General features: G+C 66.7%; 19 protein-coding genes and 1 tRNA gene. 10 read left to right on the plus strand and 10 right to left on the minus strand.

Features of this window, described 5'->3' with window-relative positions:
* Positions 1 to 31 precede the first annotated feature (31 nt).
* Positions 32 to 1,237 carry an MFS transporter gene (locus BLM15_RS14555; protein WP_126113435.1) on the minus strand — a complete coding sequence of 402 codons (1,206 nt, stop codon included), beginning with the start codon at positions 1,235 to 1,237 and terminating at the stop codon, positions 32 to 34.
* A 113-nt stretch (positions 1,238 to 1,350) separates the two neighbouring features.
* Between BLM15_RS14555 and BLM15_RS14560 the strand changes: the two genes are divergently transcribed.
* From BLM15_RS14560 to BLM15_RS14585, 6 genes are all read left to right on the plus strand, one after another.
* A complete protein-coding gene (locus BLM15_RS14560) occupies positions 1,351 to 1,944 on the plus strand; it encodes a TetR/AcrR family transcriptional regulator (RefSeq protein ID WP_126113436.1) in 594 nt (197 codons plus the stop codon).
* Between the two features lie 114 nt (positions 1,945 to 2,058).
* On the plus strand, positions 2,059 to 2,952 hold the full coding sequence (locus BLM15_RS14565; RefSeq protein ID WP_126113437.1) for a MurR/RpiR family transcriptional regulator: 894 nt from the start codon (positions 2,059 to 2,061) through the stop codon (positions 2,950 to 2,952).
* Positions 2,949 to 4,286, plus strand: a complete 1,338-nt coding sequence (locus BLM15_RS14570; protein WP_126113438.1) for an aspartate aminotransferase family protein — start codon at positions 2,949 to 2,951, stop codon at positions 4,284 to 4,286. Before BLM15_RS14565 ends, BLM15_RS14570 begins: the two co-directional genes overlap by 4 nt.
* Before the next feature lie 57 nt (positions 4,287 to 4,343).
* A complete protein-coding gene (locus BLM15_RS14575) occupies positions 4,344 to 5,366 on the plus strand; it encodes an amino acid ABC transporter substrate-binding protein (protein WP_126113439.1) in 1,023 nt (340 codons plus the stop codon).
* Positions 5,366 to 5,998 (plus strand): aspartate/glutamate racemase family protein, encoded by a 633-nt coding sequence (locus BLM15_RS14580; RefSeq protein ID WP_126113440.1) that lies wholly within the window; start codon positions 5,366 to 5,368, stop codon positions 5,996 to 5,998. The genes BLM15_RS14575 and BLM15_RS14580 overlap by 1 nt, the downstream gene beginning before the upstream one ends.
* 145 nt (positions 5,999 to 6,143) lie before the next feature.
* Positions 6,144 to 6,437 carry a GYD domain-containing protein gene (locus BLM15_RS14585; protein ID WP_126113441.1) on the plus strand — a complete coding sequence of 98 codons (294 nt, stop codon included), beginning with the start codon at positions 6,144 to 6,146 and terminating at the stop codon, positions 6,435 to 6,437.
* A 165-nt stretch (positions 6,438 to 6,602) separates the two neighbouring features.
* Here the strand turns inward: BLM15_RS14585 and infC are convergent, their stop codons facing one another.
* Together infC and BLM15_RS14595 are read right to left on the minus strand one after the other, a co-directional pair.
* Positions 6,603 to 7,145, minus strand: coding sequence for a translation initiation factor IF-3 (gene infC / locus BLM15_RS14590; RefSeq protein ID WP_126113442.1), 543 nt, complete (start codon positions 7,143 to 7,145; stop codon positions 6,603 to 6,605).
* Positions 7,146 to 7,231: 86 nt separating this feature from the next.
* Positions 7,232 to 8,425 carry a glycosyltransferase family 4 protein gene (locus tag BLM15_RS14595; protein WP_126113443.1) on the minus strand — a complete coding sequence of 398 codons (1,194 nt, stop codon included), beginning with the start codon at positions 8,423 to 8,425 and terminating at the stop codon, positions 7,232 to 7,234.
* Between the two features lie 154 nt (positions 8,426 to 8,579).
* Here BLM15_RS14595 and BLM15_RS14600 point away from each other — a divergent pair, with 154 nt between their 5' ends.
* Complete coding sequence (locus BLM15_RS14600) at positions 8,580 to 9,365, plus strand: alpha/beta hydrolase (RefSeq protein ID WP_236846668.1); 786 nt, start codon at positions 8,580 to 8,582, stop codon at positions 9,363 to 9,365.
* Between the two features lie 6 nt (positions 9,366 to 9,371).
* Here the strand turns inward: BLM15_RS14600 and BLM15_RS14605 are convergent, their stop codons facing one another.
* From BLM15_RS14605 to BLM15_RS14630, 6 genes are all read right to left on the minus strand, one after another.
* Positions 9,372 to 9,626 carry a BQ00720 family protein gene (locus tag BLM15_RS14605; RefSeq protein ID WP_126113445.1) on the minus strand — a complete coding sequence of 85 codons (255 nt, stop codon included), beginning with the start codon at positions 9,624 to 9,626 and terminating at the stop codon, positions 9,372 to 9,374.
* Positions 9,627 to 9,742: 116 nt separating this feature from the next.
* Positions 9,743 to 10,171: an Hsp20 family protein gene (locus BLM15_RS14610; RefSeq protein ID WP_126113446.1), complete on the minus strand. Its 429-nt coding sequence runs from the start codon at positions 10,169 to 10,171 to the stop codon at positions 9,743 to 9,745.
* A gap of 137 nt (positions 10,172 to 10,308) precedes the next feature.
* Positions 10,309 to 10,713, minus strand: a complete 405-nt coding sequence (locus BLM15_RS14615) for a RidA family protein (protein WP_126113447.1) — start codon at positions 10,711 to 10,713, stop codon at positions 10,309 to 10,311.
* A gap of 99 nt (positions 10,714 to 10,812) precedes the next feature.
* Positions 10,813 to 10,889, minus strand: a tRNA-His gene (locus BLM15_RS14620).
* A gap of 128 nt (positions 10,890 to 11,017) precedes the next feature.
* Complete coding sequence (locus BLM15_RS14625) at positions 11,018 to 11,974, minus strand: hypothetical protein (RefSeq protein WP_126113448.1); 957 nt, start codon at positions 11,972 to 11,974, stop codon at positions 11,018 to 11,020.
* Positions 11,975 to 12,129: 155 nt separating this feature from the next.
* Positions 12,130 to 12,525: a phasin gene (locus BLM15_RS14630; protein ID WP_164547519.1), complete on the minus strand. Its 396-nt coding sequence runs from the start codon at positions 12,523 to 12,525 to the stop codon at positions 12,130 to 12,132.
* 253 nt (positions 12,526 to 12,778) lie between these two features.
* On the opposite strand from BLM15_RS14630, the gene BLM15_RS14635 reads away from it, so the two are divergent.
* Both BLM15_RS14635 and BLM15_RS14640 read left to right on the plus strand, forming a co-directional pair.
* Positions 12,779 to 15,775 carry a PAS domain-containing sensor histidine kinase gene (locus BLM15_RS14635; protein ID WP_126113449.1) on the plus strand — a complete coding sequence of 999 codons (2,997 nt, stop codon included), beginning with the start codon at positions 12,779 to 12,781 and terminating at the stop codon, positions 15,773 to 15,775.
* Between the two features lie 4 nt (positions 15,776 to 15,779).
* Positions 15,780 to 16,178, plus strand: a complete 399-nt coding sequence (locus BLM15_RS14640) for a VOC family protein (protein ID WP_126113450.1) — start codon at positions 15,780 to 15,782, stop codon at positions 16,176 to 16,178.
* On the opposite strand, the gene BLM15_RS14645 is transcribed toward BLM15_RS14640, so the two are convergent.
* A complete protein-coding gene (locus BLM15_RS14645) occupies positions 16,127 to 16,687 on the minus strand; it encodes a GNAT family N-acetyltransferase (protein ID WP_126113451.1) in 561 nt (186 codons plus the stop codon). The two genes, BLM15_RS14640 and BLM15_RS14645, sit on opposite strands and share 52 nt — an antisense overlap.
* A 204-nt stretch (positions 16,688 to 16,891) precedes the next feature.
* Between BLM15_RS14645 and BLM15_RS14650 the strand changes: the two genes are divergently transcribed.
* The gene (locus BLM15_RS14650) at positions 16,892 to 18,604 is read left to right on the plus strand and encodes a GGDEF domain-containing protein (protein ID WP_164547520.1); all 1,713 of its coding nucleotides are present in this window, start codon (positions 16,892 to 16,894) and stop codon (positions 18,602 to 18,604) included.
* The last annotated feature ends 12 nt before the right edge of the window (positions 18,605 to 18,616 follow it).

Below are 18,616 nucleotides of genomic sequence, written 5' to 3' on the forward strand. Positions count from 1 at the left end.
GCGCCCTTGCAAGCGCGGCCTTCCTTTCCGCTCAGGCGAGAGCCGGTTCGGGCTCGCGCCGCGGCTCGGCGATCAGGCAGAACCCGATCGTGACGATCGCCAGCGCCGAGAACCCGCCGGCGACCGAGACGTAGAACCCGCTGGACGCGCCATAGACGTCGATCAGCCAGCCCGAGGCGGCCGAACCCGCCGCCATGCCGATGCCCATGCCGGTCATCACCCAGGTGATGCCCTCGGTCAGCTTCGAGGCCGGCACGTGCCGCTCGACCAGCGCCATCGCGACGATCACGGTCGGCGAGATCGAGGCGCCGGCGATGAAGAGCACGATGCCCAGCATCCAGAGCGACGACACGATCAGCAGCGGCAGCGTCGTCGCCGCGGCAAGCCCGATCGAGAGCAGCAACTGCGTCGCCAGCGGCAGGCGCAGGCGGAGCGCACCGAAGATGAGGCCGGTGATGAAGGAGCCGGCGGCATAGGCCGCGAGCGCCAGGCTCGCCGCCGCCTTGTTGCCCTGGGCCTCGGCGAAGGCGACCGCGGTGACCTCGGCCGTGCCGAAGACCACGCCGAGCGCCACCATCAGCAGCGCGATGATCTGCACCGGCACCAGGCGGATGGCGGAGCTGCTGGCGCCAACGCCCTGCGAGTGCACGGGCGGCTCGGTCGCGCGCTGTACGACGAACAGGGCCATGCCGACCGCGAGCATGATCGTCGCCGCGAGCGGCCCGGCCTCCGGGAACCAGATGACGCTGAGGCCGATCGAGATCACCGGGCCGAGCATGAAGATGACCTCGTCGATGACCGATTCGAAGGCGAAGGCGGTGCGCAGATGCGGCGTGTCGCGATAGATCTCGGTCCAGCGGGCGCGCACCATCGCCATCATGCTCGGCTCGAGTCCGGCGAGAGCGGCAAAGAGGAAGAGCACCCAGATCGGCGCCTCGAGGCGCGTCGCCAGCATTAGGCCGATCAGCGCAACGATGGTCGCAAGTGTGGCGGGGATCAGCACCTTGCTCTGGCCGTGGCGATCGACCAGCCGTGAGATCTGCGGCGCGATCAGCGCATTGGAGAACGCGAAGGTCGCGGCGACGCCACCGGCAAGCCAGTACTGGCCGCGCGCCTGGGAGAGCATGGTGACGATGCCGATCGTCAGCATCGAGAATGGCATGCGAGCAAGGAAGCCGGCGGCTGAAAAGCCGATCGAACCGGGGGCCCGGAAAATCTCGCGATAGGGGTTAGGCATGGACGTCTCCGTCACATCAAAGCGTAATTGACATACGTTTCGTATGTGACATGAATAACTACATACGCACCGTATGTCAATTCACATACGCCTCGTATGCGAAAGGAACATGGATGACGCGCAAGCCGCGCACGCAGATGATCGCCGAGACCCGGGCCAAGCTGATCGCAGCGGCGCGCGCCGCCTTCGGCACGGTCGGCTATGCCGAGACCTCGATGGACGATCTCACCGCCTCGGCAGGCCTGACGCGCGGCGCGCTCTACCATCACTTCGGCGACAAGAAGGGCCTGCTGGCGGCGGTGATCGTCGAGATTGACGGCGAGATGAACGCGCATATGCGGGCTGCCACGGCCAAGGCGACCGATCCCTGGACCGGCTTCCGCAACGAATGCACCGCCTATATCGAGCTGGCGCTCGACCCCGAAATCCAGCGCATCATGCTGCGCGAGGGCCCGGCCGTCCTCGGCGATCCCTGGGACTGGCCGACGCTCAGCGAATGCATCCGCTCGATGACCGAGAGCCTGACGAAGCTGGCCGAAACCGGAGTCATTGCCTCGATCGACCCCGAAGCGGCGGCGCGATTGATCGCCGGGGCAACGCAGTACGCAGCACAATGGATCGCGCACGCGCCCGATCCGGAGGCGACCTCGCGCAAGGCGATCGAGGCCTTCAATTTGATGCTCGACGGACTGCTCGTGCGAAACTGAGCCGGTGGCAGAATGCAGTGGCGCCTATCGCTGGCGGAATGAAACAAATGTTTCTTTTTTATCATATAGACTTTTTTGTTTCAGACATCGTGACTCCCTGCTAGCGTCCTGACGATGGACAAGCCCGGCCTGACGGCGAGCCTCACCGAGAGCTTCGAGCAGTTGCCGCAGCAATTGCAGGCGGCGGCGCGCTGGGTGCTCGACCATCCGGCCGATGTCGCGCTGCTGACGACGCGCGAGCAGGCCAAGCGCGCCGGCCTGTCGCCGGCCACCCTGACCCGGCTGGCGCAGCGTTTCGGCCTCAAGGGCTATGACGAATTGCGCGCCGTCCACGCGGCAGCGCTGCGGCGACGGCCGGAAGGCTTTGCCGGTCGCGCCGGCGAGCTGATGCAGCGCCATGGCGAGGAGGGTCCGGGCGCAATCGCGCAGGACATGTTCGCGGCGCTGGCCGAGCATCTCAAGGCGCTGCGTGAGCCACAGGCGCTCGCCCGCTTCGAACAGGCCGCCGACCTCTTGAGCGAAGCGCAGACCGTGTTCTGCTTCGGACTGCGCTCAGCCTTCCCGGCAGCTTTCATGCTCGACTATATCCGCGACCTGATCGGGGCGGGCTCGGTGCTCGCCGATGGCGCCGGCGGGCGCGGGATCGATGCGCTGCGCCGGATCGGCCCGAGCGATGCGCTCTTCGCCGTCTCGGTCGCGCCCTATACGCGCCTGACCGTGCAGGCGGCCGAGATCGCGCAAGAACACGGCGCGACGGTCGTGGCGCTGACCGACAGCGCGCTCTCGCCCCTCGCCGCACTCGCCGATGTCGTGATGTTGGTGAGGACCGAGACGCCCTCCTTCTTTCACACGATGACGCCGGCTTTCGCCGCGGTCGAATGCCTGGCGGCGCTGATGACGGCGCGCAAGGGCGAGGCCGCGCTTGCTGCGATCGCTCGCCACGAAGCCGCGCTCGATGCGGCCGGCACATTCCTGAATCCGAGACCCGCCAAGCGAGGCCGCCGATGAGCCACATCCTGCATCGCATGCTGAGCAAGACCTACCCGACCGCGACCGGCGGCGAAGGCATGGTGCTGCGCGACCAGAACGGGCGCGAGCATATCGACGCTTCGGGTGGCGCCGCCGTCTCCTGCCTCGGCCACGCCCACCCCGACGTGCTGGCGGCGATGCATGCGCAGATCGACAAGCTCGCCTATGCCCATACCAGCTTCTTCACCACCGATGCGGCCGAGGAGCTCGCCGATCATCTGATCGCGCGGGCGCCGGCCGGCATGGGATCGGTCTATTTCTGCAGCTCGGGCTCGGAGGCGATCGAAGCCTGCCTGAAAATGGCCAGGCACTATTTCGTCGAGAAGGGCGAGCAGCGCCGCGTCAACTTCATCTCGCGCCGGCAGAGCTATCACGGCATCACGCTGGGCGCGCTCTCGGTCGGCGGGCGGATGAAGGATCGCGCGCCTTTCGAGCAGATGCTGATGCAGGGCCACCACATCTCGCCCTGCTACGAGTATCGCGACCGCCGCGCCGACGAGACCTCCGAGGAGTACGGGCGTCGTGTCGCCGACGAGCTCGAGGCCAAGATCCTTGAGCTGGGCCCTGAGACGGTCTGCGCCTTCGTCGCCGAGACGGTAGTCGGTGCGACGCTCGGCGCCGTGCCGGCCGTGCCTGGCTACTTCAAGCGCATCCGCGATATCTGCGACCGCCATGGCGTGCTGCTGATCCTCGACGAGGTGATGAGCGGCATGGGCCGGACCGGCACGCTGCACGCCTGCGAGCAGGAGGGCATCGCCCCCGATCTGATGGCGATCGCCAAAGGGCTCGGCGGCGGCTATGCGCCGATCGGCGCGATGCTGGCTTCGAAGCGGGTCGTCGAGGCGGTCAGGCAGGGCTCGGGCATCTTCCCGCACAGCCAGACCTATGTCGGCCACCCCCTCGCCTGCGCCACCGCACTCGCAGTGCAGAAGGTGATCGAGCGCGACGACCTGCTCGCCAATGTCCGCACGCAGGGCGCGCGGTTGGAGCAGCGCCTGCGCGAGCGTTTCGGCAACCACCATCATGTCGGTGATATCCGCGGGCGCGGCCATTTCTGGGGCGTCGAGATCGTTGCTGACTGCTCGACCAAGGCGCCTTTCGATCCGGCGCTGAAGCTCAACGCCAGGATCAAGCAGGCGGCGCAGGAGCGCGGGCTCTTGATCTATCCGATGGGCGGCACCGCCGACGGCACCGCCGGCGACCATATCCTGCTCGCGCCACCCTTCATCATCGACGCTGCCACCATCGACACGATCGTCGACCGTCTGGGCGACGCCATCGACGCAAGCCTGGCCTCGGCCCGACCGGCCTGAGGCTCTACCCGATCCGGGCCATCAAGAGCCCGTAGCGACCACCACAGGGGAACTGCTATGAAACAACTGAAACATCTGCTCTTCGCCGGACTCGCCACGCTCGGCCTCTCCGGCGTAGCTGCCGCCCAGACCGGCACGCTCGACCGCATTAAGGCGCGCGGCGAACTGATCTGCGGCAACCATATCGCTCTGCCCGGCTTCGGCATCCAGGGCTCGGACGGGCGCTGGGACGGGCTCGACATCGATCTCTGCCGCGCCGTCGCCGCGGCGATCTTCAACGACCCGAACAAGGTCAGGTTCATTCCGACGACGCCACAGATGCGCTTCGTCGTGGTGCAGTCGGGCGAGGTCGACATGCTCGCCCGCAACGCCACCTATACGATGTCGCGCGACACCACGGCCGGCATGTCCTGGCCGATCATCAACTATTTCGACGGCCAGGGCTTCATGGTGCGCAAGTCGCTTGGGGTCACCGAAGCGAAGGGGCTCGACGGCGCCTCGATCTGCGTGACGCAAGGCACGACGACCGAGCTCAACCTCGCCGACTTTTTCCGGGCCAACAAACTGAAATACGAGATCATCGGCTTCGCCACGAACGAAGAAGGCGTGAAGGCGCTGGAGGCCGGACGCTGCGACGCGTTCACCACCGACACCTCCGGCCTTGCCGCCGAGCGCCTGAAATTCTCCAAGCCCGACGATTTCGTCATCCTGCCGACGCTCATCTCGCGCGAGCCGCTCGGCCCGGCAGTAAAGCGCGGCGACGAGAGCTGGGTCGCGCTGGTGAAATGGGTGCACTACGCCATGCTCAATGCCGAGGAGCTCGGCGTGAGCAAGGCCAATGTCGAGGAGCAGCTCAAATCGGGGAACCCCGAGATCAAACGGCTGCTGGGCACCGAGGGCAAGTTCGGCGAGGGCCTCGGCCTCACCAATGACTGGGCCCTTCGCGTCATCAAGCACGTCGGCAATTACGGCGAGAGCTTCGAGCGAAATGTCGGCGCAGGCTCCAAGCTGCAGTTGAAGCGCGGGCTGAACGATCTCGCCTCGAAGGGCGGGCTGCAATACCCGCATCCCATTCGCTGATGCGGATCGCGCTGATCCACGCACTGCGCCATTCGCCGCCTCCGATCGAGGCGGCGTTCGCGCGGCTGTGGCCTGAAGCCACGCTGATGAACCTGCTCGACGACAGCCTCTCGGCTGATCTCTCCCGCGACGGGCGGATCACCGAGGCGATGACCGGGCGCTTCCTGAATCTGGCGAGCTATGCTCGGGCGACCGGTGCCGACGGCATCCTCTTCACCTGCTCCGCCTTCGGGCCCTGCATAGAGGCGGTGCAGCGTGCACTCTCACCACTGCCGGTGCTGAAGCCAAACGAGGCGATGATCGAGGAGGCGGAGGCGATGGGCGGCCAGATCGGCCTCCTCGCCAGCTTCGGGCCGACACTGCAGTCGATGCCGCCGGAGTTTCCCGGATCGCTGACGGTGGTGCCGAAGCTCGCCGAAGGCGCGCTCGCCGCACTCGATCGCGGCGACGGGCCCGAGCACGACCGGCTGGCGGCTCTCGCAGCCAACGAGTTGGCGGATTGCGACGCGATCGCGCTGGCGCAGTTCAGCCTTGCTCGGGCCGCACCAGCGGTTGCGGCAGCAACGAACAAGCCGGTGCTGACGACCCCTGACAGCGCCGTGCGGAAGCTGAAGCGGCTGCTCAGCCGATAGGCCCTGCCGGATACCGGCCCGTGATGCTAGACTGGCGATGCAGGCCCGGCGGATGGTTCAACAACCCATCCGGAACCAGCGCGGCGACAAGCCGGCCGTATGTTGCTTCCGACGGAAAGGCCGGGCCTTTTCGGGGAGAGGCGCGATGACCACCTACATCATGCTGCTCAGCTGGACCGATCAGGGCGCGCGCAAGCTGAAGGATTCGCCCGCCCGTCTCGACACCGCCAAGCAGGCGCTGAAGGATATGGGCGGCGATTTCAAAGCGTTCTTCATGACGATGGGCAAATACGACATGGTCGTCGTCTGCGAGGCGCCGGACGATGCCGTGCAGGCGCGCTTCTGCCTGCAACTGGCCATGCTCGGCAATGTCCGCACGGAAACGCTCAAGGCTTTTCCCGAGGCGGCCTATCGGGAGATCATCCGCTCCGTCAGCTAGAGCCGGTGATCAGCTTGCCGTGCAAGCCGATCGAAACGGGCTCCAGGGAATGCCTTGACCTGGTAGACTGATGGCCGGGCCGAATGCAAAGAAGCCCGGCCGAAACGGCCGGGCTTCGTAAAAAACGATGCGAATGCGAGCCTTATTCGGGCGCGCGGCTCGGCATCACTTCGGCGCGAGCACCATCACCATCTGACGGCCTTCGAGCTGCCAGTCGCTCTCGACCTTGGCGATCTCGACGAGATCGGCCTTGACGCGCTCCAGCACCTTCACGCCGAGGTCCTGGTGCGCCATCTCGCGGCCGCGGAAGCGCAGGGTGACCTTCACCTTGTCGCCTTCGTCGAAGAAGCCGTGCATCGCCTTCATCTTCACGTCGTAATCGTGCTTGTCGATGCCGGGACGGAGCTTGATTTCCTTGATCTCGATGGTGCGCTGCTTCTTGCGCGCCTCGGCCGCCTTCTTCTGCTCGAGGAAGCGGAAGCGGCCATAGTCGAGAATCTTGCAGACGGGCGGCTCAGAATTGGGGGCGATCTCGACCAGGTCGAGACCGGCGTCCTCGGCAATCTTGAGCGCCTCGAAGAACGAGACCACGCCACGGTTGGCGCCGGTATCGTCGATGAGCTGGACATCGCGGACGCCACGAATGTCGCGGTTGGCGCGGGGACCGTCCTTGACGGGGGTTGGTGCGGCACGGAAGGGACGACGAATGGCTGTATTCTCCTATGATTGGCGCGTGGCGCCGTTGGTGAGACACATTGCACAACGCGAAGCGTTGTCAATGGATCAAGCAGGGTTCAGCGCCCCAGCAGGGCGCAATAGACGTCGAGTGTGTCGTTGACCATCGAAGCCAGCGAGAAATGGCGCTCGACATGCAGCCTGGCCCGCCGCGCAAGCGCATCGCGGGCAGACGGCCTGAGCGCCAACGCTTCGCGCAACGCTTCGGCCAGTGCCGCGGCATCGCCGGGCGGCACATGCCAGCCGCTGCGCTCTTGCGGCGAGACCTGCGGCGGAGCCAGCACCGTCTCCGGCACGGCACCGAGATTGGAGACGACGACCGGTGTGCCCATGGCCTGCGCCTCGACGGCGACACGGCCGAAAGCTTCCGGCTCGGTCGAGGGCACGGCGACGACGGCGGCCGCCAGGAAGGCCGCCGGCATGTCGCTGCAATGGCCGACGCGGCGGACGCGGCCTTCGAGCTTGGCTTTGGCGATAGCGTCGTCGAGCTCGCGAACATAACCGTCGCGACCCTGTGCATCGCCAGCGAGGATGAAGGCGGTGTCCTCGTCGCCGGCGTCGCGCAATTGGCGCGCCGCCTCGATCAGCACCTTCTGGCCTTTCCAGCCGGTGAGCCGGCCGGGCAGCAGCACGATGCGCTGATGCGGCTCGACGCCCCAGGCGCTGCGCAGCGCGCTGATCCGCTCCGGATTCACCGCCGCCGGCGCGAAGGCGGAAAAGTCCGTGCCGCGATGGACGACGCGAATGCGGTCACGGGCGAAGCCGTGCCGAGCCCGGATCAGATCGGCGGTGTAGGCGGAGTTGGCGATCACGCAGTCGCTGCGCGCCATCACCGAATTATAGAGGTTCTTCACGGCCGAGCGGGCGTTGTAGGAGCCGTGATAGGTGGTGACGAAGGGCAGCTTCAGCGCCCGCGTCGCCGCAAGCGCGACCCAGGCCGGCGCCCGCGAGCGGGCATGGACGAGATCGACCCGCTCACGCTTGCAGAGCAGGGCGAAGGTGCGCACGTTCAAAAGCATCGAGACGGGGTTCTTGGCCGCTGCCGGGAACGGCAACCAGATGCCACCCTTGGCCTGCAACTCAGCGACGAGCCGCCCGCCTTCGGTCGCGACCAGCGCACGCGCGCCGACCTCGGTCAGCCCCGCGGCGATGTCGACGGCGGTGCGCTCGGCGCCACCCGCCTCCAGATCCGGGATGATCTGCAGCACCGTGCGCCCGGCAAGCGGATGCGTCTCGGTCGAAGGAAGGGACAATTGTGCGCCGGAACGCAAGGAGGTGCTCACTACTCGAAAAGGCCTTCTGCTTGGCGACTCGCGGGTGCTATCGGGTTCAGATGATGACCAAATCGGGCGGTATTGCAGCAGGCCAGCGCCCGCTTTCACCCGGTTCACCACAGGAGAGCATAGGGTGACGAGGCCTGAGCCGCAATTTCTGAGCGTCGGCGCCGGCGCGGAACGCCGCGAGATCGCGGTGCTGACGCAGGCCGGCAAGGGCCCGCCGGTGGTCTGGCTCGGCGGCCTGCGCTCGGACATGCGCGCGACCAAGGCCGAGGCGCTCGCCGCCTGGGCTGAGCGCACAGGACGCGCCTTCATCCGCTTCGACTATGCCGGCCATGGCGAATCGAGCGGCGACTTCGCGCAATGGACGATGTCGCACTGGCTCGAGGATGCGCAGGCGGTTCTGACCGCCCATACTAAGGGTTCCGCCATCCTTGTCGGCTCGTCCATGGGCGGCTGGGTCGCGCTGCTGACGACGTTGCAATTGCGCAGAACCGCTCCGCAACTGCAACCGGCCGGTCTCGTGCTGATCGCGCCGGCCGTCGACTTCACCGAAGAGCTGATGTGGGCGCAGATGCCGGAGGCGATCCGCCAAACCATCGCAAAGGACGGCGTCTGGCAGCGGCCGTCGGAATATTCGCCTGAGCCGATGCCGATCACGCGGGTGCTGATCGAAGATGGCAGGCGCCATCTCCTGTTCGGGCACCCGCTGGAAACCGGCTGCCCCGTCCACATCCTGCAGGGAATGAAGGATCCCGATGTGCCCTATGGCCAGGCGTTGAAGCTGGTCGAACATCTGCCGCACGATCCGGTCGTGCTGACCCTGATCAAGGACGGCGACCACCGGCTGTCGACACCGGACGACATCGAGCGTCTGGTGACAGCCGTCGCGGGGATCGTACCCGCGACGGCCTGAAACCGGTTAGTGCAGGCTGACCATCCTGAGATCGTGCTCCCAGGCGTTGGCCGTCGCGGCCTCGCGGGAATCGGTCACCAGGATCGGCGCGCCATCGGCGGCCAGCAGCGCGAAGAGCTGCAGGCCGGGCTCGATGTCAGGCGCTTGCGGGAAGATGCGCGCCAGCTCGTCCGACATGATCGGCTTGAGATAGGCGACCTGGCCGTTGCCGAGGGCGGCAAATTCAGCCGTGGTCAGGGGGGTCTCTCTGGTCTCAGTCATCGCGCCCTCCTTCAGAGCAGTGCGAGGCGGTTTGATTGTGCATCCATGATCATGAACGGAAGGCAAACCGCATGCCTCCTCGGACTGACGTCTATGAAGCGCCTTCTTAAAGGCCCCTAGTCGCGGCTCATGATATCGATACGCCGGACGAGCCGTTCCGGTTCCGGACGGGCCAGATCGATGGCGAGCAGCCCGTTCGAGAGGTCGGCGCCCAGAACCTGCATGCCGTCGGCGAGCAGGAAGGAGCGCTGGAACTGCCGCGCGGCGATGCCGCGATGCAGGAAATGCCGCGTCTTGTCGTCGACCTGCCGGCCGCGGATGGTCAGCTGGTTTTCCTCCAGCGTGATCTCGAGCTGTTCGCGCGAGAAACCGGCCACCGCGAGCGTGATCCTGAGCTTGTCGGGCTCGTCCTCCGTGCGCGGCATGCGTTCGATATTATAGGGCGGATAGCCATCGCCGGCGCCTTTGGCGACCCGGTCGAGAGCCCGCTCGATATCGTCGAACCCGAGCAGGAAGGGATGCGACAGGCTAGGCGGACGCGTCATCACGAAGCCCTTTGAAAGGCGCCTCTGGAACTACCGGAGCCCGCTTGCGCAGCGCCCCGTACGCGAAAGGCGAACCCAACCGCGTGAACCGGATATGGCGAGCGCCGCGCCCCGTCGCAAGTCCCGCCAGCCGCCCCTCAATCCAGCGCGGCGATCGCCTCGATCTCGATCAGGAGGCGCGGGTCGACCAGGGCCGTGACGCCGACCATGGTGCTCGCCGGATAGGGGCCGTCGCTGAGGTATTTCATGCGCACCTTGCGCACTGCGACCGCCTTGTCGGTGCTGAGGTCGACGACATAGGTCACCAGCTTGAACACCTTGGTGAAGTCTGTCCCGGCGGCAACCAGCGCCGCGGCGAGGTTGGCGTAGACCTGCTCGGCCTGGGCGGCGATATCGCCCTCCCCCACCACCTTCCCCATCGGATCATAAGCGACCTGGCCGGAGACATGAACCTGCCGCTCCGCCTTGACGATGGCGAGATGCGAATAGCCGGTCGGCGGCGACAGCGAGGCGGGATTGAGGAGATCGATCTTGCTGGGCATGGAAGGCTCCGAAGCACGCGGCGCAGCGCCGCGCGGCAAGCTAGGCCGGCGCGGACCGCGCGCGCAATCTCAGAACCAACGGAATCGGATAAGGAGAGATGGTACAGCCACCCCGGCTTGAACGGGGGACCTCTAGATCCACAATCTAGCGCTCTAACCAACTGAGCTATGGCTGCACGGCTTGCGCCTGATGTCGCGGTGCCCGGAAGCTGTCCGGCGACGGCGCGGAACCTAGTGCCGCATTTCGCCGAATGCAACGGCGAAATGCAGGCCGGCGCGGGGAAAACCGCGCCGGCTTTGAAAATCAGGAGCGCGGCAGGTCCTTGCGGGCGGTCGCAGCGAGATCGCCGAGATGTGCAGCGAGCGATTCATAGCTGCGGCGGAAGGCCTTGGCCTGGAGCGCGAACGCATCGGCGGCGCTCTGCGTGCGCGCCAGCGTCTCGATCTCGCCCAGCGTCGCCTTGAGCTCCGCGCAGGCATGATCGAGCACCTTGGCCTGGACGGCCCCGAAGGTGCGCGTCAGCACCAGCGTCTGCTCGAACCAGTTGACTGCCGAGAAGGGCGCGACGGCAAACGGCGTCGGCGCCTCGACCGCTTTGGCAACGGCAGGCGTGGCAGCAGGAGCAGGCTTCGCCACCTGAGCGACTTCGACGAGCTTGACCGGCGCGACAGCGGGCTTTGCCACAACAGGCTCGGCCTTGGCGGGAACGGGTTGCGCCTTGACCGGCTCAGCCACGACCTTGGCCGGCACGGAAGCGGGCTTGGCGGGCGCAGCCTTCACAGGCGCCGCCTTGGCGGCCGGCTTTGCAACCTTCTTCTGCAGGACGATGCGCTTGGCGGACTCCGCGACAACCTTGGCGGCGGGTTGCGGCGCAGATTTGGCGACGACGGCCGGTGCAGCCTTCGCAACCGGCTGCGGAGCAACAGGCTTGGGCTCGACCTTGGGGGCGGAGATCGCTGCTGCCGGAGCGGTGGCCGGCTTCACGTCCACCACGGACTTGGCCTCGGGAGCTTTGGCGACCGGCGGCACAGCGGCAGCCTTCACCACCGGCTGGGGTGCAGCCGGCGCGACGGCCGGCTGAGGCGCGACTTTGAGCACGGGCGCGGCCACGACCGGGGCGGCCACAGGCTTTGCGTCCACCGCAGGCTTGGCCTCGGGGCTCTTGGCAGGCACGGCCGGTGCTGCCGGCTTCGACTCGCTCAACGCCTTGACCGGCGCGAGGCTGATCGGGGGCTTGCCGGGAATAGTCTGCTTCGCCATCGGATGTCTCCTTCACAGATCCTGCAGGACGAGCCTGCGCGCTCGACGAAACCGGCCCAGTCAAATCCCCGCGAGGAGTTTCCCCCTCACGGGTTCGTGCACTGGCCTGGCCGCCTCATCGTGAAAGCCCGCTCCGCGCCCGTGGCGCGCCGGCTTCACTTCAGCTTGGTCGCCTTGGCGGCGGTCTCAGCGGTCTTCTTAGCGACATCCTGCACAGTCGCGCTGACTTCCTTGAGCTGCGTCTGCAGTGCGGCCACCTGAGCCTTCAGGAACTCGGACTGGTGCTGGAGCACCTCGTTCATGTCGCGGGACTTGACCAGCTTGTCGGCGAGGTCGAAGGCGGCTGCGATGTTGCTCTCGGCATAGGTCATGGCCTTCTTGGTCATGTCCTGGACGTTGACGCGGGCCGACTCGGCCGAACCATGGGCGCTGTCGACCGCCTTCTGGGCAGCGCCAATGAAGCCGTCGAAAGCCTTGCGGGCCTGGTCGACGCTCTTCTCGGCGAAGTCTCGCATTTCGGTGGGGACTTCGTAGGGGTTCTTGCCGTCCATGGTGGTCCTCCTGTGACCGAGCCAGGCTTCTGCGCCGCCTCCGGCGTCGAGCCTTATTGTGCACTGCAATATCATTATTGCAGTGCAATGACAACGCCGCCTCGGCAAAGGCGACCTTCGCGATATTAACGCTGTTTGGAAACGTCAGGGGAGAGGCGGAGTTCCCGCATGGATTCACCCACCTCGCGCGGTTATTAAAGATTTGTTAGGTATATTCGCGCGGGCTGGTCGCCAGCAGGTTGAACGGAACGGGATGAACGAATCCGTGCAGGATTGGAACGGCCTTGGCGGCGCGCTGGCGCAAGATCCCGCACTTGCTGAATTCGCCAGCAAGGGCGCGCTGCTGCTCTGGCCGGCCGATGGCGATGCACCGGCTTTCGCCAATACGGGCGGCCAGGCGCTCCTCGACGCCTTCGGCGGAGCCGCGAAACTGCCCGCAGCCACGCGCGAACGCCTGCGCCTGCTTGCCGGCGGGCTCGCCTCGCCGAACGGGCTCAGGCTCGAAAGACTGCGGCTCGGCGCTGCGCTGGCCGGGCTCGTGACCTGCGCCTGCAAACTCGTCAAGACCGAGGCCGGCTCTACGCTGGCCCTCGGCGTCACACCCTCCGACCTGCGCCGCCTGGGCATCACCGTGCCGCAGGAAGAGCCACGCGCTCCGGCTGCGCCGCCGGCCTCACCCTCCCCGGCCGCCCCGACGACGATCGCCGCGACGGCCGATACCCAGGCCGAATCATCTGAGCAGCAGCGCCGCGCCAATCTGCGCTTCCTGTGGGAAAGCGACCTGGATGGGACGCTGGTTAGCCTGTCCCGGGAATTCGCCGAGCTTGTCGGCCAGCAGGCCGCGAGCGTGACTCTAGGGCTCGACTGGCCCGCTTTGCTCGCCACCGACGTTCTCGACGTCGACGGTGATCTGGCCGAACGTCTCGCGACGTCCTCGACCTGGAGCGGCCGCGCCGTGTTGTGGCGTGTTGGCCCGGGCGAAGGCGCCCGCATCGAGCTCTCCGGCTTTCCGCTGTTCGACAGCGAGCGCAATCCCGCCGGCTTCCGCGGCTTCGGCCTGGTCCGATCGACGGCCAATGAGGCTTTCCCTGAGCGGGAGGCTCCGATAGAGGCGCTCGTGCCGGTCGTGCCGGAGGCCGATGCCCAAGAGGCAGACCTCCCGGAGACGGTAGCCGCGGAAGACCCCGTGCCTGAACAGGTTTCAGACGAGGTCGTCGAGGCAGCCCCAGCTGAGGCGGCCCAAACCGATACCAGCGAGGGCAAGGCTGACGAGGCAGCGCCGGCCGACGCGCCTGCACAGGCGGAGCCTCAGGACGCGGCAGCTGAATCAGCCGAGGCGGATGCCGACGCTCTGATGGCGCCCGTCGACGACGGTGACGCCGCACTAGAAGCTGAGGAGCCGCCGCAGTCGCCCCCCGAGGCACCGCGAGCTAATGTCGTGCCGCTGCGCAACGGCCATCTGTCGGCCGTCCGCCCGGTGCTCGAACCGTCCAAGACCCTGCTGTCTTCGGCCGAGAGGAACGCCTTCCGCGAGATCGCCAAGGCGCTCGGCGCCCGCATCGCTGGCGAAGAAGACGTGCCCGGCGAGCCGCGTCTGCCGGCCGCCGCTCCGTTGCGCATTCGTGCCAAGGACGCCGAGGACTCGCAGGCGGACACTCCTGCGACGACTGCTCCGCCGCCAGCCGCCGTACCTGGACAGCGGCCGCGCGTCGCGAACGCCCATGCCGAGATCCTCGACCGCCTGCCGATCGCGGTGCTGGTCAACAGGGACGAGGCCGCGCTTTATGCCAACCGCACCCTGCTCGATCTGCTCGACTATGCCGATCTCGACGATCTCACTTCGGCCGGTGGCGTCAGCCAGCTGATCAAGGGCGCGAGCCGCAGCAGCGAGGGTGCGATGATCCTGGTCGACCGCAAGGGCGGGCTGATCAGCGTCGACGGCAGGCTCTCCAGCGTCAGCTGGCAGGGCGAGCCTGCGACGCTGATGGCCTTCCGCAACAGCGTGCCGGGTGGCGATCTCAAGATGCTATCGCCCGAAGAGGCCGAGGAGCAGGAGCTCGCAGCCGAATTCGAGGCCGAGGAGGAAGAGAGCGCCTCCCGCGTGGCCCAGCTCAGGCTCGAGGGCGAGGCAAGCGACGCCCGCGTCGCCGAGCTTTCGGCGATGCTCGATACGGCGACGGACGGGGTCGTCACCGTCGATGGGCGCGGCCGCATCCTCTCGCTCAACAAGAGCGCCGAAGCGCTGTTTGGCTACGATCAGCGCGAGGTCGCCGGTGAGCTCTTCACCCTGCTCTTCGCGCCGGAGAGCCATTCACCGGCGCTCGACTATCTCGACGGGCTGATCGGGGGCGGCGTTGCCTCGCTGATGAACGATGGCCGCGAGGTCATCGGCCGCGTGCGCCAGGGCGGGCGCATCCCGCTGTTCATGACCATGGGCCGGATCGCCGAGAAGCCGGACAGCAAGTTTTGCGCGGTCCTGCGCGACATCACCGCCTGGAAGAAGACCGAGGGCGAGCTGGTCGAGGCGCGCAAGACCGCGGAGAAGGCGAGCGCACAGAAATCCGACGTCCTCGCCAAGATCAGCCACGAAATCCGGACGCCGCTCAACGCCATCATCGGCTTCGCCGAGGTGATGGCGGAGGAGCGTTTCGGCCCGATCGAGAACGAGCGCTACAAGGAATACCTGCGCGACATCCACCTGTCGGGCGGCTACGTCATCAGCCTGGTCAACGACCTGCTCGACCTCGCCAAGATCGAGGCCGGCAAGCTCGACCTCGACTTCGGCAGCGTCAATCTGAACGAGATCGCGCTCTCGGCAGTGAACCTGCTGCAGCCGGAAGCCCAACGCGGCCGCGTGGTGCTGCGCTCGGGGCTGGCGCCGAAGCTGCCGCCGGTCGTCGCCGACGAGCGCTCGCTGCGCCAGATCGTGATCAACCTGCTCTCCAATGCGGTGAAGTTCACCGATGCCGGCGGGCAGGTGATCGTCTCGACCGCGCTAGGCGACCAGGGCGAGGCGATCCTGCGGGTGCGCGATACTGGCATCGGCATGGACGACGACGAGATCAAGCTGGCGCTGGAGCCGTTCCGGCAGGTGCCGACAACGCGCAGAGCAGGCGGCACCGGCCTCGGCCTGCCATTGACCAAGGCGTTGGTGGAAGCCAACCGGGCGGCGCTGACTATCACGAGCGTCAAGAAGGAAGGCACGCTGGTCGAAGTCACCTTCCCGCCGCAGCGGGTGCTGGCGAGCTGAGCAGATGGCGGACGAGACGCCCTGCCTCGTTGGGAGTCTCGACCATTTCGTGCTCACGGTCGCCTCGATCGAGCGAAGCTGCCGGTTCTATCGCGAGGCGCTCGGCATGGCGGTGGTGACCTTCGGCAAGGACCGCAAGGCGCTCGCCTTCGGTCCGCACAAGATCAACCTGCACGAGCACGGCAAGGAATTCGAGCCCAAGGCACACCAGCCCATGCCGGGTTCCGGCGATTTCTGCCTGATCGCGACCGAGCCGGTCGAGGCCATCGCAAGGCACCTCTCGACGCTCGGCATCGCCATCGAGGAAGGGCCGGTTCCGCGCACCGGCGCAACGGGGCCAATCCGCTCGATCTATTTCCGCGATCCCGACGGCAATCTGGTCGAAGTCGCGAACTGCGCTTGAACGGCCTGCGACGCCTTGCCGAACCCCTGCCGGTAGAGGTGGCGTTCCAGCTCCGGCACGTAGCGCTCGCGCATGAAACCGGCCTTCTCCAGCACCCGACAGGAGCCGGCGTTCTCTGGTTTGGCGAAGGCCAGTAGTTCCGGCAGTTTCAGCCGGTCTCGCGCCTCGGCGACGCTTGCCGCCGCCAGTTCGCTCGCATAGCCCCTGCCCCAGGCCGAGGGCGCGAACCAGTAGCCGAGTTCGACGCCCCAGCCCGGATCGAACGGATCCTCGAACAAACCTCCCCAGCCGATGATCGCCTCGTCTGCCCGGCTCCTGATCGTCCAGGGCGCGCAGCCCAGCCGGCGGCGCTGCCATTCATGTCCGGCGACATGGCGGCGGCAGGCGCGCAGAGTCGCAAACTGGCTCGTATGCCGCATCGCCTCGGCATCGCCGAGAAAGGTGAAGAGCGCCGGCACGTCCGAGAGCTTGCTGGATCGCAGCGAGAGCCTGCTGGTCAGGATGTCCATAGGCCAGCCTTAGCAAGGAACGCGCCGCATTACCGACGCCGATGTGACGCAGCGGAATCTTAAGGAAAGGCGCTGCACATCCTCCAAGGTGTCGTGCGCAGATGCGCAACTTCGATGACCAGGCGCTCTGTCTGCACGGCCCCGCTCTGCCGACGCGTTTTCCCTGACCGTCGGCAAGCGCCGAGGCTCCTTCCGGTAACGCTCATGTCGAAGCATCGCACTCTCAGTTACCGGTTCTGGGCGGCTCTCGCGGTGATCCTCGGCTGCTCCGTGGTTCTCGGCGCGATCCTGATCTCGACCTACTACCGGGAACTCCAGGCGACCCGGCTCAGCGAGACGCGGCTTGAGCGCTTCCAGCTGGTGATGCGTGCCGTGAACCGCCTCTCGGCCGAGCGTGGCCCGGTCAACAGCGTGCTCGGCGAGGAGCCCAGCACCTACAGTCCCTCGCGCAGGCGCCTGATCACGTTCCAGGCGAACACCGATGCCGCACTGGACCGGCTATCGCCGATTGCCGGCTTTTCGCAGCAGCTGGCCGAGACAAGGCGCTCGCTGACCGAGGCCCGCCAACTGATCGACGCCCTCGACAGGCAGCCCCTAGGGGTGCGCAGACCGCAGGACTTCCACAAAGTCGTCCTGGCGATGTTCGGCGTCGTCGACACGGCGCAAGCGCTGGTCGATGCCGCGATCAGCGATTTCAACACCGCCGAATCCGATCATCTGATCGGTACAGCGCTGGTCGCCCGGATGCTGAGCGATATCCGCGAGCAGGTCGGGCGCATGGGCTCGAACTTCGTCGCCTCGATCGCAGCGCGCACGCCGATCGGCCCCGAGCACCGCTCGGCACATGATATCGCCTATGGCCGCGTGCTCGGCTTCTGGCAGCTGGTCGAACAGCAGACCGGCACCAATACGGACCCGCAGATCGCGGCGACGCGCCGCGCCGTGGTCGAGGACTTCTTCGGCAAGGGCATGGCGATATACCGCGAGCTCCTCGCCACCGGCCAGGACGGCAATTATCGCTTCGACACGATCACCTTCACCAACCAGATCGTGCCGACCTTCGCCTCGCTGGAGCGACTACGAGACATGTATCTCGACTCCGCCATGGCGCAGGTAAAGGCCAATGGCGAACATGCACGCCGGCTCCTGATCATCATCAGCACCGTCACGCTGATCGCTTTGCTTCTCGAACTCGTTCTCGTCATCGCCAGCCAGACATTGCTGTTCCGTCCGCTCCTGTCGGCGCGGGACGCCGTCATGGCCCTGGCCTCCGGCAAGACCGGTAGCTCCTATGCGACGCGCAACACGCGCGGCGAAATCGGCAGCCTTTTCAACGCGCTTGATGCCTTGCGCAGCAAGCTGACAGAGCGTGACGCCCTCGATCGGGAAAAGCTCAAGCTGACGGCCCAATTGCGGCAGCTGGCGGAAACGGATGGACTGACCGGGATTTTGAACCGCGGCGCCCTGGAACAACGCGCCGCGAGCATGCTGGCCGCGCGTTCCGAGCAGCAACCGCTGCCGTTGATTCTGCTCGATATCGACCATTTCAAGCGAATCAACGACAATTACGGCCATATCGCCGGCGACGAGGTGCTGAAGGAAACCGCCCGCCGATTGCAGGCAGCCCTGCGACCGGCTGATGTCATCGCCCGTTTCGGCGGCGAGGAATTCGCCATCCTGCTGGCCGATCCCACAGCCAAACCCGACCAGATCGCCGAGCGTCTGCGCAGCGCCTTCCTCGGCGCGCCCTTCACGCTCGATACCGGTGCGAGCCTCAACGTCACCGCCAGCTTCGGCGTTGCCGCGATGACGCCTGCCGGCGGCAGTTGGCCCGATCTCGTCGAGGCGGCGGATCAGGCGCTCTACGAAGCCAAGGCGGCCGGCCGCAACCGGGTGGTCGCGCGCGCGGCCGCCTGAGCGGCGTCAGAC

Origin of the sequence: Bosea sp. Tri-49, from assembly GCF_003952665.1 — a bacterium.
Taxonomy (GTDB): Bacteria; Pseudomonadota; Alphaproteobacteria; order Rhizobiales; family Beijerinckiaceae; genus Allobosea.

Excerpts from the sequence above, each read along its gene's own strand:
- BLM15_RS14650 (WP_164547520.1), top strand. The coding sequence starts at position 16,892 with ATGTCGAAGCATCGCACTCTCAGTTACCGGTTCTGGGCGGCTCTCGCG.
- BLM15_RS14635 (WP_126113449.1), top strand. The coding sequence starts at position 12,779 with ATGAACGAATCCGTGCAGGATTGGAACGGCCTTGGCGGCGCGCTGGCG.
- BLM15_RS14570 (WP_126113438.1), top strand. The coding sequence starts at position 2,949 with ATGAGCCACATCCTGCATCGCATGCTGAGCAAGACCTACCCGACCGCG.
- BLM15_RS14610 (WP_126113446.1), bottom strand. The coding sequence starts at position 10,171 with ATGACGCGTCCGCCTAGCCTGTCGCATCCCTTCCTGCTCGGGTTCGAC.
- BLM15_RS14605 (WP_126113445.1), bottom strand. The coding sequence starts at position 9,626 with ATGACTGAGACCAGAGAGACCCCCCTGACCACGGCTGAATTTGCCGCC.
- BLM15_RS14615 (WP_126113447.1), bottom strand. The coding sequence starts at position 10,713 with ATGCCCAGCAAGATCGATCTCCTCAATCCCGCCTCGCTGTCGCCGCCG.
- BLM15_RS14585 (WP_126113441.1), top strand. The coding sequence starts at position 6,144 with ATGACCACCTACATCATGCTGCTCAGCTGGACCGATCAGGGCGCGCGC.
- BLM15_RS14630 (WP_164547519.1), bottom strand. The coding sequence starts at position 12,525 with ATGGACGGCAAGAACCCCTACGAAGTCCCCACCGAAATGCGAGACTTC.
- BLM15_RS14580 (WP_126113440.1), top strand. The coding sequence starts at position 5,366 with ATGCGGATCGCGCTGATCCACGCACTGCGCCATTCGCCGCCTCCGATC.
- BLM15_RS14575 (WP_126113439.1), top strand. The coding sequence starts at position 4,344 with ATGAAACAACTGAAACATCTGCTCTTCGCCGGACTCGCCACGCTCGGC.
- BLM15_RS14560 (WP_126113436.1), top strand. The coding sequence starts at position 1,351 with ATGACGCGCAAGCCGCGCACGCAGATGATCGCCGAGACCCGGGCCAAG.
- BLM15_RS14565 (WP_126113437.1), top strand. The coding sequence starts at position 2,059 with ATGGACAAGCCCGGCCTGACGGCGAGCCTCACCGAGAGCTTCGAGCAG.
- BLM15_RS14555 (WP_126113435.1), bottom strand. The coding sequence starts at position 1,237 with ATGCCTAACCCCTATCGCGAGATTTTCCGGGCCCCCGGTTCGATCGGC.
- BLM15_RS14625 (WP_126113448.1), bottom strand. The coding sequence starts at position 11,974 with ATGGCGAAGCAGACTATTCCCGGCAAGCCCCCGATCAGCCTCGCGCCG.
- BLM15_RS14640 (WP_126113450.1), top strand. The coding sequence starts at position 15,780 with ATGGCGGACGAGACGCCCTGCCTCGTTGGGAGTCTCGACCATTTCGTG.
- BLM15_RS14645 (WP_126113451.1), bottom strand. The coding sequence starts at position 16,687 with ATGGACATCCTGACCAGCAGGCTCTCGCTGCGATCCAGCAAGCTCTCG.